This is a genomic window from Hyalangium minutum (assembly GCF_000737315.1).
GTDB classification, from domain to species: domain Bacteria; phylum Myxococcota; class Myxococcia; order Myxococcales; family Myxococcaceae; genus Hyalangium; species Hyalangium minutum.
Genome location: NZ_JMCB01000002.1, coordinates 629,582 through 645,689 on the forward strand (window position 1 = coordinate 629,582; position 16,108 = coordinate 645,689).

A 16,108-nucleotide genomic window follows, 5' to 3' on the forward strand; every position below is an offset into this window, starting at 1 on the left:
GCTGTCGTAGCTCAGGACGAGACCAGGGTTGCCACCATCGATTCGGTTAGCTTCGAGGCAGCTTGGTCCGCTTGGCGCAACCGGAGCTCGAGCTCGTCGCATTGCCTCGTGAGGGCTTCGAGCCTGCTCACGATGCGCCGCTGCTCGGGCAGAGAGGGAAGAGGAATGGGGGTTTCCTGCACGCGCCGGGTGTCGAGCCGGCAGGTGCCGTGGGACGAGCGCTCTACGTGTTGAAGAATGCGGGCACGTGCCGCCTTGCAGGCCCAGAGCAGGTATGGCCCTGTCTCGGGAAGGGCGGGCACCAGGCCCTTCATGTCCTGGTTGATGGTGACCTCCCGCGTGGTCAGCGCGACTGGGAATGAATGGGCGAGGATCATCCCTCGCACCACGAAGAGCAGGCTGCCCGGGGGAATGCGCCGGAGAGAGGATTGCTCGACAGCGAGCTCGGAGAGGTGGTCCTCCGTGTCGTCGAGATAGGAGCGCTTCATGTCCTTGGGACTGACCCAGGGGATGGGTCCACTCCAGAGGGCGGTGTTGGCTTTGGAGGGAGTGCCCCCGCCCAGCAGGCCACCGAAGTGGCCCAGACGGCACCATCGCCAGGAGGAGGGGAGCGGATACGGCTCCTCCGCGGGGCTGACAGGAGGCAGGTGTGTATCCTTCACCCGGATGTTCCCTCGCATGCGCTGGCGCTCGGAGCCGAGGTGGGAGAGCAGTGTGTCCGCGCTTCCGTCATCGGGTTCTGACTTCGTGAGGATGCCCCTCAGGGCCGCGTGGAGCACGAGCTCTCTCAGGGCCTGAATGTCTTCGGGCCGCTCGAAGAGCACCTCGAAGTGGTCGAGAGCGTGTCTCCAGGCGGCGGAGAAGGCCTCGGGCTTCTGGGCCAAGACGAGCGCGTCGAGAACGGAGGAGCGGAGGCGGGCTTGAAGGGCTCGCTGCTTCGCTCTTCGAGACTCCCACTCATCGAGCCGCTGCATCAGCTCGTTGACCTTGGCGACGATGCGTCGCTGCTCCTCGCAGGGCGGGAGGCACACGGTCAGCGCATAGGCATCGTTTCGATTCAGGCCTGGGACTGCGATGGCTCGTCCCAAGCGCTCCAGCTTCAATGACCGGAGCAGCACGAACAGGAACTCCAGCTCCACCTCCGGTGGCGCCGTCACGAAATAGGCCGTGTCGATGGGCCAGCATGGCTCCGTGACGCAGTGGATGCTCCCCGCAGAACCCTTGCGCCCGACAATGAGGCAGGGCTGGTGGACCAGCGCCTGGTCGTGACGGCCCACCACTCCGTTGGAGCCATACACGGGCACTTGGCCCGCTGGGTTGCGGGCTCTCTCGGGGAGCGCCTTGCCGTAGGTCAAGCGGATCAGCTCTCCCAACCGTGTCTTTATCCAGTGGGAGGTGTCCGAGGGCAGCAGCCGTCCTCGCACCGCCAAATCGAGGGTCAGCTCCCGGAGCTTCTCGATGTCTCCTTCCGCCTCTGCGAGGAGCTCGAAGTGCTCCAGAGCCGGCGTCATTGCGGCGGTCTCTCCAAGGCGTCCCGGAGCTCGTCCCGTACGGCGTTTCGGGCCCTCACGGCTTCGGCTGCCGCTTCGCGATACTGCCGTACCAACCCCTCGATATCCCCAGGTGCGTCATCCCGGGCGCGAGGATTCTTCATGTCCAGATTGTAGCCCCGTGCCTGGACCTCTCCGATGCGGACCTTCCAGGCGTGCTCGGTCTCCTGGCGATGGGTCCACCAGTGCTTCTCGGGCTCGAACTCCTCGAGGCGCAGTGGCCGCGTCTTCGAATAGCTCCTGGCTCCGGCGGGGTACGGGTGCTCGTAGAACCAGAGCTCCTGGGTGGGCTCGCCCTTCGTGAAGAAGAGCAGGTTCGTCTTGATACCCGTGTACGGATGGAAGACGCCCTTGGGCAGCCGGACGATGGTGTGGAGGTTGCACTCCCGGAGCAGCCGCTCCTTGATGCGCGCCTTCACGCCCTCGCCGAAGAGGATCCCGTCCGGTAGCACCAGTGCGGCCCGGCCTCCCTTTTTCAGCAGCGTCAGGATGAGCACCAGGAAGAGATCCGCTGTCTCCCGGCTGCGGAGCTCCGGCGGGAAGTGGGTTTCGAGCCCGTTCTCCTCGATGCCTCCGAACGGTGGGTTCGTGAGGATGACGTCGACCTGGTCCTCAGGGCCGTAGTCTCGCAGGGGACGCGCCAGCGCGTTCCCGTGATGGATGTTCGAAGGCACTTCAATGCCGTGCAACAGCATGTTCGTCACGCACAGCACGTGAGGCAGCGGCTTCTTCTCTACCCCCAAGATGCTCGCCTGCAGCGCCGCCTCATCCCGGGGGCTCTTCACGTCCTGGGTGCGCATGTGCTCGAGCGCACAGGTGAGAAAGCCACCCGTGCCGCACGCCGGGTCCAGCACCTTCTCTCCGAGCCTCGGGTTGACCTGGCTGATGATGAACTGCGTCACCGCTCGCGGTGTGTAGTACTCGCCTGCGTTGCCGGCGTTCTGCAGGTCCGCGAGGAGCTTCTCGTAGAGGTCCCCCAGCTCGTGCCGATCCGAGGCCCGGTGGAGATCGAGCGCGTTGAGCTTCTGGATGACCTGCCGCATCAACGTGCCCGACTTCATCGCGTTGTGGGCGTCCTCGAACACCCCTCGCACCACGGCCGCCATGGTTGCGTGCTTCCCCTTGGCTGGGAGCGCCTTCAGGGTCTTGAACAGGTCATGGTTGACGAAGTCCAGGAGCGCCTCGCCCGTGAGCCCCTCCGGGTTCTTCGCCCAGGTGCGCCACCGCAGCCGCTCCGGGATGGGAGACGTGTAGCTCGGGTTCCGCTGCTCCTGCTCCGCCTCGTGGCCGTCGAAGGCCTTCAGGAAGAGCATCCACACGAGCTGGCTGAGGCGCTGGGCGTCTCCGTCCACGCCCGCGTCCTTCCGCATGATGTCCTGGAGGCTCTTGATAGTCGTCCCCGTCGACATGGCCATCCCCACCCTCGCGCGAACTCCTCAGGCCGCGCGGCGGCGCAGCACCGTCAGGGATTCCTGCTCGTCGATCACCTCGAAGGTGGCATCCTTCACGATGACCTCGCTCGTGTAGCGCACGCTGCCTGCCCCCGGACGCGGGTTCTCCTTCGCGTCCCGGCTGTCATGCAGCGCCACCACGCCTCCGGGCGCCACCAGCGGGCTCCAGCCCGTCCAGTCCACCCGGAGCCCGTCGTACGTGTGGTCTCCGTCGATGAAGATGAAGTCCACCGGCGGCAGCCCCTGTGCCCGGTGGCGACGTGCGGCCTCCTCGCCCGTCGCTCGCACCCAGGTCACCCGCCCGTTGCGCACCGCGCCCACCTCCCGGTGCGCGATGAGGTACTGGAAGCTGAACCGCAGCCGGCCGGGGGGAAACGGATCCACCGCGTACAGCGTCGCGCTCGGGTCCATCACGCTGCGCAGCACCCGCGTCGTTACCCCGTGCCACACGCCGATCTCCACCAGCCGCTGCTTGCCCGCCGCGTGCTTCGCCAGGCACGCACGCTCGGCCGCGGACGTCTGCGTCTGGGCCTGCTCCAGACCGGCGAGCCAGAGGCCGAAGTGGGTGATGACGCGCATGCAGAGCTCCGTAGAGGGTTCGTGCTCGCGCCCTCCCCGGCGCAAGTCCGCGTATCCCTAGCATGGTTCAGTGTGTCGGATGCGGGACGGCTGGGCTTTCTTTGTCACTCAAAGCATCCGGGGAGCCAGCCCCTCGGTGGAGGGTTCGCCGCCGGGTTCGTGTTATCCAGCACCCGTGTCCGGCCTGCGAGTGCTTCTCGCCATCCACCATCCGCTCGATCCGAATCTCGGTGCCCCGGGTGTCACCCTCGCATTGGGGGAGGCGCTCACCGGGCTCGGCTGCGAGGTTTCGTACTACGGCTTTGGTGAGGCCTTCCCCGGCGTCACTGCGTACTCGGCCTGGCACTCCGTGCGCTTTCCCTGGACGCTCTCCGCGTGGCTGACGCGCAATGCCGGGCGCTTCGATGTGCTCGACATCACCACGGGCGACTGTTGGCCCTGGGCCCGCCTGAGCCGCCCCGGAGCGAAGCGCCGCCATGCCCTCGTCACGCGGAGCCACGGTCTGGAGCACGTCGTCACCGAGCAGCTCCGCACAGACGCCCGCGCCGGTGCCGCGAACCTGAGCTGGAAGTATCCGCTCTACCACGGCGGCTTCCGGCTCTGGGAAGTGGGCCAGTCTCTGCGGCTCTCGGATCGTGTCGTGCTCCTCAACCCGCTGGATCGCGACTACGCGAGCGGCCACCTGGGGGTCCCCGCCGAGCACATCTGCCTCATCCCCCACGGCCTGCCCGAGCCTTTCCGAGCGCTCCCGCCTCCCGAGCTCCTCGCCGAGGGCCCGCTGCGCCTGGCCTTCGTGGGCTCTTGGATTCAGCGCAAGGGCCGCGAGGATGTCGTCGCCGTGGCTCGAGCACTGCTCGAGCAGCACGTGGCCTTTTCTCTCTCCATTCTGGGGACTGGGACCGGAGAGGCCGAGGTGCTCGCCGCTTTCCCCGCCGCCGCACGGGAGCGCATCCGCGTGGTGCCGCGCTACCGCCACGCGGAGCTGCCCACCCTGCTCCGCGAGCACGAGGTGCTGCTCTTCCCCAGCCACGCCGAGGGCTATGGCATGTCGCTCATCGAGGCCATGGCCTGTGGGCTCGCTCCCATCGCCACGCCGGTGGGGGTGGCGCCCGAGGTCGTCCGTGAGGGCGAGTCCGGCCGGTTGCTGCCCATCGGCGATGTGCCGGGCTTCACCGCCGCCGTGCGCGCCTACGCCGAGGACCGGCAGCGGCTGCTCGAGGTCCGCCGCGCCGCGCAGACTGCCGTACAGGGGATGACATGGAGGGACGTGGCGCTGCGGACGCTGCGTCTCTACGAGTCCGCACTCCAAGCACGGTAACGCGGCGCGGGACGCCGTCGAGGGCCGGGGTGCAGGCGGGCAGTCTGCAGCCGAGCCCGTGAATTTCCCGGGCAAGACGTTGACGCGCCACGCCGTGCGCCGCCACCATGGCAGGTCTCGGCTCCTGATGATCACCTTCCTGGTCACCTTCCTCGTCGCGCTGATGGTCTCCCTGGTGCTCACGCTCGTCGTGCGCAACCGGGCGCTGGCGTGGGGCTGGGTCGACCAAGCCAACTCCAGCCGCAAGGTGCATGTGCGCCCGATTCCCCGGCTGGGCGGCATTGCCATCGTCTCGGGCTTCTTCGCGCCCCTGTGCGCGCTCTTCTTCGTGGACTCGGGCGTGGGGTACCTGTTCCGGTGGCACCAGGAGCTCGTCTGGGGCCTGTTTACCGGCGGAGTGGCCATTGCCACGCTGGGCCTCTATGACGACCTGCAGGGAGCGGGCGCCCGGCTCAAGTTCTCCGTGCAGTTCGCCGTGGCCATCGCGCTCTACATGCTGGGCTTCCGCGTCGAGCTGATCGCCAACCCCTTCGGCGCGGCCCTCCCGCTGGGCGCCCTCAGCCTGCCGTTCACCCTGCTGTGGATTGTCGGCGTCATCAACGCCATCAACCTCATCGACGGGCTGGACGGACTGGCCGGCGGCGTCGCGTTCTTCGGCGTGGGCACCAACTTCATCCTCTCGCTGGTGCGCGGGGACGTCGTCATGTGCCTGCTGATGGCGGCGCTGGCGGGTGCCATCCTCGGCTTCCTCGTCTTCAACTTCAACCCGGCCTCCATCTTCATGGGCGACACCGGGAGCATGTTCCTGGGCTTCGTGCTCGCGGCCGTCTCGCTGAAGACGTCCACCAAGAGCGGCACCGCCGTGGCCATGCTCGTGCCCATCATGGCCCTGGGCCTGCCCATCATGGACACGCTGCTGGCGATGGTCCGGCGATCGGTGCTCGGGCGGCCCATGTTCAGCGCGGACAAGGAGCACATCCACCACCGCCTCATGAGCCGGATGGTGCTCAGCCACCGCTCGGCGGTGCTCGTGCTGTACGGGCTGTGTGCCCTGTTCACCCTCACGGCCCTGGGGCTCAACTTCGCCAACAGCGCGCAGAGCGCCATGCTGCTGGTGGGCATGGGCATCGTCATCTTCGTGCTGATGCGCAAGCTGGGCTACCTGGACCTGCACCGCGCGAGCACCGTGGGAGAGACGCGGCGCAAGAACATCCGCCTGCGGACGCTGGTGACGGAGCTCTCCCGCGCTGTCCGCAAGGCCCAGTCGCTCCCGGAGGTGTGGGAGGCGGTGCGGCCGCTCGCCGAGGCGCTCGACGTGGCTCACCTGGAGCTTCGCCTCCAGCACCAGCGAGAGGGGCTCACCGAGGGCATCGTCTTCGAGACCCAGCGTCCCGCCGGCTCCGCCCTGCCGCTGGACGTGCACATCGAGGTGAAGGAGGCGGAGGTGTCCCTGGGCTGGCTCCACCTCTCGTGGCGTGATGGGCGCTCGCAGGTGAGCCGGGATGAGGAGCTGGCGCTGGAGCTCGTCTCCGACGCCGTGGCCGAGCGCGCCGCGAGCCTGCTGGCCATTGCCCAGGCCGAGCCGGGCCGGGTCGTCTCCCTGAGGCGGTGACGCGGGTGGGCGCGCGGGCTTTCCTGGCGCTGCTTCGCTCCTGGCCGGAGGCTCCCGACAGGCCGCCCCCCGTGGACGCGGAGGCCTTCGTTCGTGCCGCCGCGAGGCACGGGCTCGGGGGCTTCGCGCAGCATGCGGCGGAGCGGGCAGGGTGGACATTGCCGGACGCGGCGCGTGAGGCCCTGCGCCGGGAGGCCCAGAGCAGCGCCGCGCGGGCCATCCGGGTCCACGCGCTCCTGGTGCGCTCCGTGGATGCGCTCGCCGCGGTGGGCGTGGTGCCGGTGTTGCTCAAGGGCACTGCGCTGGCGCGGCGGCTGTACCCGGAGCCGTTCCTTCGCGCGACCACGGATGTGGATCTGCTCGTGGCCAGCGGCGAGGTGGAGCGGGCCTCGCGAGCCCTGGAGGGCCTGGGGCTGAAGCGGGCGGCGGAGCGGCCTGGGCATGGCGGAGAGCACTCGCACCACCTCGAGTTCCAAGGGACGGCGGGGATGGTGGAGCTGCACCACCGGGCGCTCGTGGGGTACGGGCTGGCGCTCGAGTCCGAGCCGCTGCTCGCCCACGCCCAGGAGGCCGAGCTGGAGGGCCGCCGCGTGCGCCACCTCCGGGCCGAGGAGGAGCTGGTCTACCTGTGCTCGCATGCGAGCAACCACCTGCTGCAGCGCCTCTCGTGGCTGTTCGACGTGAAGCTGCTGCTGCGAGCGCACCCGGGGCTGCGCTGGTACCGGGTGGCGGACGTGGCGCGGGCTACGGCCTTCTCCCACCTGGCGTGGTACGCGCTGGAGGCCACGCACCGGCTGCTGGGAGCACCCATGCCGGAGGAGGTGCTGGCCTTGATGGCTCCGCCGCGCTGGCAGCGGGTGCTGGCCCGGCGGTTCTTCTCCGAGGAGCGGCTGCTGGCGACGCGGCTCGTGACCCACAGGGCCGAGTGGGCCACCGCCAAGCTGCTCCTCGCGCCGCGCGCCGTGCCCATGGCGCGCTACGGGCTGTGGCGGCTGGGTGAGGCCGCACGGGCCCGGTGGCCGGGGGCGGCCCGGCGGTAAAGGCTGCTTCCGCAAGCGTGGTGGCGTGGACGGTGGTTGAAACCATGGATTGCGTCCCCGGGTGTTGACTCGCTAAAGGAGCCCCACCATGGCCCCCAGCCTGCTCGACACGTTCCGCGTCCTTTCCTCCTTCGATCCGCCCAAGGGGTCGCTGCGGGATGCGCCCTGGGAGGAGTACGTGGACTGGGCCATTGCCCAGGGGCTCGCCCCACTGGCGGCCTACAACCTGGAGTATCGGCTGGCTGGGGCGGACTCGCCCGAGTGGGCCCGGGACCGGCTGCTCTCCATCTACTCGGGTTCCGTCAACGACAACGTGATGAAGCTCGTCAACCTCAAGCAGATCGTCGACGAGCTCGAGGGCCGCAAGCTGTTGGTCATGGGCGCCGCCGCCTTCGCCGAGGCCATCTACCCTCACGTGGGCTTCCGGCCCGTGCTGGACATCCAGATGCTGGTGCGGCGCGTGGATGTGGAGGGCTTCTCCGGCTATCTCTCCCAGCACCACTTCAAGCCGGAGAAGGACGAGAGCAACAGCGGTGCCGCCCGGGTGCTGTCGGATGGGCGCACCGCCATCTACCTCTTCGCGGACGCGCTCGGGCCGGACCGGCGCGAAGAGGTTCAGGGCATCTTCGACCGGGCCAAGCCCTGGAAGGTCTACGGCCCGTCCATCTTCCGGCCGGACCTGGAGGACATGGTGCTGCTCCTGGTCCTGGAGCACGCGCGCCAGGGCTACCAGGTGCCGTGGCTGTCCTTCGTAGACCTGCGGGAGCTGGTGACGGGCTCCACCTCCATGGGCAGTGTCTACTCCCGGCCGCTGGACATGGCGGCGCTGAAGGAGCGCGCGAAGGCGTGGCGGCTGGAGCGCGCCCTGTACACCTCGCTGTCCATCATCGAGCGGCTCTTTCCGGAGACGGCTGCGGCCGTGGAGGCCTCCCGTCCGCCCCTGCGCCGCGCCACCCGCGAGCTGTTGAACCGGCTCGTGGTGGAGCCCGTGAGCGTGCCGGGCAGCCACGGCGTGCTCCGAGGCGCGGACCGGCTCCGACGCCTGCTCACCGGGCAGTGAGCCCCCGCCCGCCTCCCGGGCAGGCACGAGCGGTGTCCTCCACCTTCCCCTGACGGCCCTCTCGACGTAAGAGACAGGGGGCACCAGCCCCTGGGAGTCTCATGCGCATCGCCATCATCGGAACGGGCTACGTCGGCCTTGTCGCGGGCACCTGCTTCGCGGACTCCGGCAACGATGTCACCTGTGTGGACATCGACGAGCGGAAGATCCGCGCGCTGCAGGCGGGCGAGGTGCCCCTCTACGAGCCAGGCCTGGAAGAGCTCATCCGCAAGAACGTGAAGGAGCGGCGCCTGTCCTTCACCCTGAACCTGGCCGAGGCGGTGGGCCCGGCGCAGGTGGTCTTCATCGCGGTGGGTACCCCCGAGGGCGAGAGCGGCGACGCGGACCTACAGTACGTGCTGACCGCCGCCGAGCAGATTGGCCGGGCGATGCGCCAGTACACGGTGGTGGTGGACAAGAGCACCGTGCCGGTGGGCACCGCGGACAAGGTGCGCGAGGCCATCTCCCACGTGACGAAGGTGGAGTTCGACGTCGTCTCCAACCCCGAGTTCCTCAAGGAGGGCGCGGCGCTGGAGGACTTCCTCAAGCCGGACCGGGTGGTGATCGGCACCAGCTCGGAGCGGGCCCGCCGCATCATGGGCGAGCTGTACGCGCCCTTCGTCCGGACGGAGAACCCCATCTTCTATATGGATACGCGCTCGGCCGAGCTGACGAAGTACGCGGCCAACGCGATGCTGAGCACGCGCATCTCCTTCATGAACGACATGGCCGCGCTCTGCGAGAAGGTGGGCGCGGACGTGGACTTCGTGCGCAAGGCGCTCGGCGCGGATCGGCGCATCGGCTACCCGTTCCTCTTCCCCGGCGTGGGCTACGGCGGCTCGTGCTTCCCCAAGGACGTGAAGGCGCTGGTGGCCACGGGCCGTGAGCACGGGCTGGAGTTGGACCTGCTGCGCGCCGTGGAGCGCACCAACGAGCGCCAGAAGAAGCTGCTGGTGAACAAGGCCCTGAAGCACTTCGGCGGCTCGCTGGCGGGGCGCACCTTCGGCGTGTGGGGCCTGTCCTTCAAGCCGAAGACGGACGACATGCGTGAGGCGCCTTCCATTGAGATCATCGAGGGCCTGCTGGGCAAGGGCGCCCAGGTGGTGGCGCATGACCCCGTGGCGGACCGCACCGCGCGGCGCTACTTCGGCGACCGCATCCGTTACGCCTCGCTGCCCTACGAGGCGCTGGAGGGCGTGGACGCGCTCTTCATCGTCACCGAGTGGAACGAGTTCCGCCACCCGGACTTCGAGCGGATGAAGTCGCTGATGAAGTCGCCCATCATCTTCGACGGCCGCAACATCTACGACCCGGCGCGGATGCGCGAACTGGGCTTCACGTACCAGGGCATCGGCCGACCGTGAGCCGGGCCGAGCCCCTTCCGGCGCTCACCGGGCTGCGCTTCTTCGCCGCGCTGCACGTGGTGGTGTTCCACTTTGGCTTCGGGTGGATGGAGCTCGCGCCCGGGTGGATGCAGGCCCTCTCCCAGTGCGGGTACGCCTCGGTGGGGTTGTTCTTCGTGCTCTCTGGGTTCGTCCTCTCTTACAACTACCTGGGGCCGGAGGGGCGCATGGCGGTGGCGCCGCGCACCTTCTGGATCGCCCGGATTGCTCGCATCTATCCGGTGTACGTGCTCGCGCTGGTGCTGCTGGCGCCCCATGTCATGGCCGGCTCGCTGGCGGCGAACAGCCCGGCGATGGCGGCGGCAAAGCTGGCGGTGGGCGGCGGGAGCGCGCTGCTGCTCGTACACACGTGGCTGCCGCCCGCGACGCTCTACTGGAACCCGCCCGGCTGGTCGGTCGCCGTGGAGGCGTTCTTCTACGCGGTGTTCCCGGCCCTCGCGGTCCGCATGGGGCGGTGGACGCGTGCGCGGCTCCTGTGGGCCCTGGCGGGGCTCTGGGCCCTGGGGCTCCTGCCGTCACTGCTCTACCTGGCGCTGGAGCCGGATGGGGAGCCCGCCAGCATCCTCTCGCGGGGCGTGTGGCTCACCGTGCTCAAGTTCAACCCGGTGCTGCGCCTGCCCGAGTTCCTCATGGGCGTCGTGCTGGGCCGGCTCTTTCTCCAGGAGGGGCCCGCACGCGGCCGTACGGGGGCGCTGCTGGCCTCGGTGGCGGCGCTGCTCACGGTGGGAGCCTTCGCTTCCAGCTCGCGGCTGCCCTTTCCGCTGCTGCACAACGCGCTGCTGGCCCCGGTGTACGCGCTGCTGGTGTACGGGCTGGCGCGAGGGGGCGGGGCCTTGGGATGGTTCTTGTCCCGGCCGCTCCTGGTCCGGCTCGGAGAGGCCAGCTATGCGCTGTACATCCTCCACCACCCGGTGTGGCTGGCAGTGGGGGCCGCCGCGGCGGCCATGGCTCCGTGGGTGGAGCTGAGCTCGCCCCGGGCCCTGTTCACCGTGTTCCTGCCGGTAGCGCTCGTGGCGTCGTGGCTCGCCCACCGGTATGTGGAGATGCCCCTGCGCGGAGGGGTCCGGCGCGTGCTCCAGGACTGGACGGAGCGGGGCCGCCGAGGCGCCGCGGTCGAGCCGGGGGTATGAAGGTCAGCGGGCCAGACCGCAGGCCAGCTTGCCCTCGGAGGTATTGAGGTCGACGTTCTTCGCCTCCTGCGAGCAGTCGCACGAGTCGATCTTGGACTCGCAGAAGGCCTCGTCCTCGGCGGTGGGCTCGACGACGGCCTCGTCGTTGATGGCGCGGCGCACGCACACCTCGCGCTCGAGCGAAGTCGTGGTGGAGCAGTCGCAGATTCTCTCGGACAGCTCGCGGCAGGCGCCCTTGCAGCCAGAGAGGCCGAGCAGGGCAAGGGACAGCAGGGCGATGGCGGCAGGACGGCGCATGGGCTGGCGGAAGATGCCAGATGCCACTCCGGATGCAAGCCGTGTCCCTCGGGGAGCGGTGGCTGACGAGGCTCCCGAGCCGCCTGCCCGCCTGCTCCCGGGAAGCCAGGAGGGGACCCCGTGCCTCAAGGGAAGGGGACGGGGTGGAGGCTTTCTCGCTCGCTCGTGAGATAGTGAGGGCGCGTCCATGGCCTCCGCGTCTCGCCGCACCTCCCGGTTCAGTCTTGGCGCCGAAGCGGCGCTCGCGGGGCTCATCATCCTTTGTCCCCTGGCTCTTGGCGGAGCTCCCACGTGGGTGCTCTGGCCGCTGGTGGGGCTGGCGGCGGTGGCTTTTGCCCTTGCAGGAGTGGGGGCTCGGCGCCTGGGGCACTCGCTCCATGTGCCGCTGATCGCGGTGCCGCTGGTGGCGGGCGCGGGGCTCTGCCTGCTGCAGCTCCTCCCGCTCCCCTCGGGCCTGCTCGGGTGGGTAAGCCCCGAGGCCGCCGCGCTGCGTGACTTCGCGCTCGCGCCTCTGGGCCTCACGTCCGCGCGTCCTGTCTCCCTGGATCCGCCAGCCACGTGGAGAGCGCTCGCGGGCTCTGCGGCGTACGCGCTGGCCTTCGTCGCGGCGGTGGAGGTGTGCCGCTCCCGGCGCTCCCGGCGGCGGTTGCTGGCCACGCTGGCTTTCACCGGAGCGGCGCTGACGGTGATCGGGCTGCTGCACGCGCTGCTGGGGGTAACGCAGCTGTTTGGCCTGCGTGCCTTTGCCCATGCGCAGCCGCCCCTGGTGACGCCGTTCGGCAACCCCAACCACCTGGCCGGGTTTCTCGGGCTGGCCTCCACGGTGGGGCTGGGCCTGACGCTCACGAGCGAGCTGCGCGAGCGCGGAGTGCTCTTCGCCGCAGCGGCGCTGCTGTCCGGGGCCGGGGTGCTCCTGTCGCTCTCGCGCGCGGGGATCCTCTTCTTCGTGTTGGGGCAGGCGCTCCTCGCGGCGAGGACGCTGTACGACCGCCAGCGGACGGGCAGGGCGGAGCGCTCGCCGCTGCCCAAGGGCCGGGCCGCTGCCGCGCTGCTCGTCCTGGGCGCGACGCTGGCGGTGGGGGGCTACGTGGGGTGGGAGAAGCTGGTGGTGGAGGCCGCCAGCGCGGACAGCGTCGAGGAGCTGCGCCAGAGCAGCAAGGTGGAGCTGTGGCCGCGGATGATTGAAGCGGCGAGGGCCTTTCCGGTGCTGGGCATGGGCCGAGGCTCCTTCGAGTCTGTCTTCCCGCGCTATCAGACCGAGCCCAATCCCAACACGCTGACACACCCGGAGAACGCGGTGCTGCAGCTCGGGGCGGAGTTCGGGGTGCCAGGGCTGGTGTTGCTGGCCGGGATGGTGTGGGGCTTCCTGCGGTTGCTGCGGCGGGAGCGGCTGGGCGGCGCGGAGGTGGCGGTGCTCGCGGGAGTCGCGGCGCTCGGGCTCCACAACTTGTTCGACTTCAGCCTGGAGTTGCCCGCGTGCGCGGCGGCGGCGTGGGTGGCGCTCGCGGCGGTGGCTCGGCCGGAGGAGCGAGAGACTCCAGAGGCGCCGGCAGCGACGTGGAGGCTGGCTCCCAACCGGGCGCTGGGAGTTGCTGCGGCGCTGGTGCTCTTCGGGGGAGTGGGGCTGGTGGCGGGGCGGCACACGCTGGCCGGAGCGGAGGAGGAGCTGTCCGGGCTCATCCAGGCCCGTGCGCCGCTGAGCCAGGTGCGAGCGCGGGCGCTGGCGCTCATCGACCGGCACCCCTCGGACTATCTGCTCTACAGCCTCGCGGGCTCGGCGCACGCGGCCGAAGGGAAGGCCTCCGCCGAGGACGCGCTCGCCTTCGTGAACCGGGCGCTCTACCTGAGGCCCGTGGACCCGGACGCGCACCGGATTGCCGCGCGGGCGCTGCTGGCACTGGGGCGCCGGAGCCAGGGCTTCCTGGAGTACCGGCTGGCGTACGAATCGGGAGATAGGGACGTGCTGGCGCGCGAGGCCCTGGAGCAGTCGCGCACGCTGGAGGATCTCCAGCGGCTGACTCCGAATGATCCCCGGGTGGTGGCCGCCCTGGCGCAGTCCCTCCAGTTCCGTCCTGGGAGGCAGGAGCAGGCGCTGGCGTGGCTCGCCTGGGCGCGTGAGTTCTTCGAGCAGGAGCTGAGCGATCGCTCGCCCGAAGCGTCACCGGTCCGTTTTGCCGCTCGAGACATGGATGCGCTGTGGGAGCAGGAGTCGCGCCTGCGCCTGATGCGGAAGGAGCTGGGGGAGGCCGATGTCCTGTGCGCCGAGCTGGAGAAGCGGGCGCCGGATGCGCTCGGGCCGCTGATGCTGCGGGCGGAGATTCTCCGGGCCCAGGGGCGGCGTGAGGAAGCGATCCAGTTGCTCGATCGGCTCCTGCCGCGCTTCCCAGGGAAGGTGGAGCTGGCCTTCCAGCTGACGAGCCAGCTGCTCGAAGGCGGGCTGACGCGGCGGGCGAGGGAAGTGCTCCAACAGGCCAGTCCCTTCATCACGGACTATCCGCAGCGGGCGCGGCTGCTCTCGCTGGAGGCCATCAGCTTCGAGCAAGAGGGACTGCTTTCCCGCGCGCTGGAGCGGTACCAGACGGTCGCGAGGCTCGTACCCGCGCCAGAGGCCCACTTCACGGTGGCCCGGTTGCACGAGTCACTGCGACGCTACGGAGAAGCGGCGCGCTCGGTGCGCGAGGGCCTGCATCTCCTGCCTTCCAACGTCCGGCGTGAGCAGGAGGAGTCTTGGGTGGCCCGCCTGGAGGAGGAGGAGCGCAAGCTCTTGGAGGCACGGCGGCAGGAGCTGATGCAGGACCCGCACAAGCAGGACATCGTCGAGCACCTGCTGGAGACGAGCTCCGACACGCCGCCGTGAGCAGGGGCGGACGTCGGAGATGGGTGGCTATCGGCTCTTCAGCACCGGCACCGAGCGCCAGAACACCTCGAGCATCTCGATGTTCTCGTCATCCATCAGAGAGCGCAGGGCCCGGTCCAGGTGGGACTCCTTATCCAGGGCCAGCCACTCCGTCGACTTCCCGGTGCCCAGGTTCTGCTTGGCGTTCTCGGGGGGAGGAACGTCCTCCTGCGGGAGGTCCGGGGTCTTCTGCGGTGCGGGGAGCTTCTCGGGAGTCTGCACGCCGGAGCCCTCGGGCTTCTGCTCGGGCTCGGGCTCCTTCTCTGGAGACTTCTGCTCGGGCGGCCCGAACTTCTGGAGCGCGAACCGGCGCGCGGCGATGGCGCCTCGGATGAAGAACTGCTCCCGGAGCAGCAGCGCGTTGGTGCGGCCCACGCGCTCGATGAGCAGGGCCTGATCCTGCCAGTCACAGATGCGCGGCAGGCCATAGACGGTGTTGAAGAAGATGCGCGAGGTGGGCGTGAACGCCAGCGCGTGGATGGAGTCGATGCGCTCCTCGGCCAGACGCGCAGCATCCTCCTCGGCCAGCCCGTCGATGATGTTCAGGTCCGTCGGCTCGGGCGAAGCAAAGCCTTCCAGGCCCAGCAGGCTCGCGGCGCGGTTGGTCACGATCCGGAGGATCCGCTCTCCGAGGAGCGCGACAGCAATGCCAATGAGCAGCGCCCCCGTTCTTCCACTCAGCGGGTTGGTGCCTGGGGCGGGCGGGGTAGTGGCAGCGAGGGGAGGCGGCTCGGCGAGCGCGGATACCTCCGGCGCCCGGGGGATGGCGCTCAGTGGATTGCCTTCGAGCAGCAGGGCGCCAAAGAAGAGGGCGCAGACCGAGACGATCAGCAGCGTGCGAGACGCGCGGGCCATCATCCGCGCGGTGGCGTCATTGCTCGCCGAGCGGAAGAAGATCTGCCCCAGGTGCAGGGTGAACGAGATGGTCACCGAGGTCCCCACCGCGAGCGCGATGTAGTCGTCCTCGGTCGTCATGAGCACGGTGCAGGTGATCAGGATGCTCGAGGCCAGGAAGCCGAGAATGCCCGCGTGGCGGCCCATGCGGTGGATGGCGCCCTCCATGATTTCCCGCTCGTACTCCCAGTTGGCGCGGGCGTGCTTGACGACCTGCGCACCGTACTTCCGGCTGGAGATGAGGGCGGGGTTGACCTCGAAGGAGAAGTCCCCGCGGGCCATGCGGCGCTCGACCAGGAGCGAGACACCGAGCGTCAGCAGCGCGGGCGCCGAGGACAGGCACAGGATGCCCAGCAGGGGCATGGAGATGCCCAGCAGCATGGGGCCCTTCATGAACTGCGGCTGCACCCTCAGGATGCAGTAGGCAGTGAAGAGGATGGCGGCCAGGAGGACCAGCAGGGCCGGCTTCACCAGCGAGGGCGCGAGCGCGGCCGTGGTCTTCGCCAGCGCCAGCCACTGCTCCTCCACGCGGGCACGGATGTTGGACCAGTGGGTGATGGCCAGGATGAGCACGCCCGCGAGCACCGCGAGGGCCAGCTTGCCGTACCAGGCGAGGTTCTCCCGGAAGGCTCGTCCCGTCTCGCTGGTCGCCAGCACCCAGGTGAGCACCAGGAGCGCGACCGTCACCAGGCCGTTGAGGGACGGCTCGATCCACCGCAGCGGGTTGAACTTCGGGCGGGCGGCTGGCTGTTGCTCATCGCTCATGGGGCATCACCTCACACCCCGCGTGCTCCGAGGTGCACCCGATGATGGCCAGCACCCTTCTCCAGCGTCAAAAA

Annotated in this window: 12 protein-coding genes; 7 read left to right on the forward strand and 5 right to left on the reverse strand. The window is 69.5% G+C overall.

Annotated elements, in window-relative coordinates; genetic code table 11:
* Nucleotides 1-11 precede the first annotated feature (11 nt).
* Genes DB31_RS06200 through DB31_RS44565 form a run of 3 tightly spaced genes read right to left on the reverse strand, consistent with a single transcriptional unit; the run spans nucleotide 12 to nucleotide 3,580 of the window.
* On the reverse strand, nucleotides 12-1,511 hold the full coding sequence (locus tag DB31_RS06200; protein ID WP_052419753.1) for a restriction endonuclease subunit S: 1,500 nt from the start codon (nucleotides 1,509-1,511) through the stop codon (nucleotides 12-14).
* On the reverse strand, nucleotides 1,508-2,959 hold the full coding sequence (locus DB31_RS06205; protein WP_044184071.1) for an N-6 DNA methylase: 1,452 nt from the start codon (nucleotides 2,957-2,959) through the stop codon (nucleotides 1,508-1,510). The genes DB31_RS06200 and DB31_RS06205 overlap by 4 nt, the downstream gene beginning before the upstream one ends.
* Nucleotides 2,960-2,986: 27 nt before the next feature.
* On the reverse strand, nucleotides 2,987-3,580 hold the full coding sequence (locus DB31_RS44565) for a class I SAM-dependent methyltransferase (protein WP_052419754.1): 594 nt from the start codon (nucleotides 3,578-3,580) through the stop codon (nucleotides 2,987-2,989).
* A gap of 175 nt (nucleotides 3,581-3,755) precedes the next feature.
* Between DB31_RS44565 and DB31_RS06215 the strand changes: the two genes are divergently transcribed.
* The 6 genes from DB31_RS06215 to DB31_RS06240 all read left to right on the forward strand — a co-directional run bounded on the left by DB31_RS06215 (nucleotide 3,756) and on the right by DB31_RS06240 (nucleotide 11,182).
* Complete coding sequence (locus DB31_RS06215) at nucleotides 3,756-4,898, forward strand: glycosyltransferase family 4 protein (RefSeq protein ID WP_044183571.1); 1,143 nt, start codon at nucleotides 3,756-3,758, stop codon at nucleotides 4,896-4,898.
* Between the two features lie 127 nt (nucleotides 4,899-5,025).
* Nucleotides 5,026-6,510, forward strand: a complete 1,485-nt coding sequence (locus DB31_RS06220) for an MraY family glycosyltransferase (RefSeq protein ID WP_044183575.1) — start codon at nucleotides 5,026-5,028, stop codon at nucleotides 6,508-6,510.
* A gap of 5 nt (nucleotides 6,511-6,515) precedes the next feature.
* A complete protein-coding gene (locus DB31_RS06225; RefSeq protein WP_083968058.1) occupies nucleotides 6,516-7,550 on the forward strand; it encodes a nucleotidyltransferase domain-containing protein in 1,035 nt (344 codons plus the stop codon).
* An 88-nt stretch (nucleotides 7,551-7,638) separates the two neighbouring features.
* Nucleotides 7,639-8,610: a nucleotidyltransferase family protein gene (locus DB31_RS06230; RefSeq protein ID WP_044183578.1), complete on the forward strand. Its 972-nt coding sequence runs from the start codon at nucleotides 7,639-7,641 to the stop codon at nucleotides 8,608-8,610.
* 101 nt (nucleotides 8,611-8,711) lie between these two features.
* Nucleotides 8,712-10,013, forward strand: coding sequence for a UDP-glucose dehydrogenase family protein (locus tag DB31_RS06235; RefSeq protein WP_044183581.1), 1,302 nt, complete (start codon nucleotides 8,712-8,714; stop codon nucleotides 10,011-10,013).
* A complete protein-coding gene (locus tag DB31_RS06240) occupies nucleotides 10,010-11,182 on the forward strand; it encodes an acyltransferase family protein (protein ID WP_044183584.1) in 1,173 nt (390 codons plus the stop codon). Before DB31_RS06235 ends, DB31_RS06240 begins: the two co-directional genes overlap by 4 nt.
* Before the next feature lie 3 nt (nucleotides 11,183-11,185).
* Here the strand turns inward: DB31_RS06240 and DB31_RS06245 are convergent, their stop codons facing one another.
* A complete protein-coding gene (locus tag DB31_RS06245; RefSeq protein WP_240486553.1) occupies nucleotides 11,186-11,506 on the reverse strand; it encodes a hypothetical protein in 321 nt (106 codons plus the stop codon).
* Between the two features lie 160 nt (nucleotides 11,507-11,666).
* Here DB31_RS06245 and DB31_RS06250 point away from each other — a divergent pair, with 160 nt between their 5' ends.
* Nucleotides 11,667-14,336 carry an O-antigen ligase family protein gene (locus tag DB31_RS06250; protein WP_044183587.1) on the forward strand — a complete coding sequence of 890 codons (2,670 nt, stop codon included), beginning with the start codon at nucleotides 11,667-11,669 and terminating at the stop codon, nucleotides 14,334-14,336.
* Between the two features lie 27 nt (nucleotides 14,337-14,363).
* On the opposite strand, the gene DB31_RS06255 is transcribed toward DB31_RS06250, so the two are convergent.
* Nucleotides 14,364-16,034, reverse strand: a complete 1,671-nt coding sequence (locus tag DB31_RS06255; RefSeq protein WP_044183591.1) for a hypothetical protein — start codon at nucleotides 16,032-16,034, stop codon at nucleotides 14,364-14,366.
* Nucleotides 16,035-16,108: the final 74 nt, after the last annotated feature.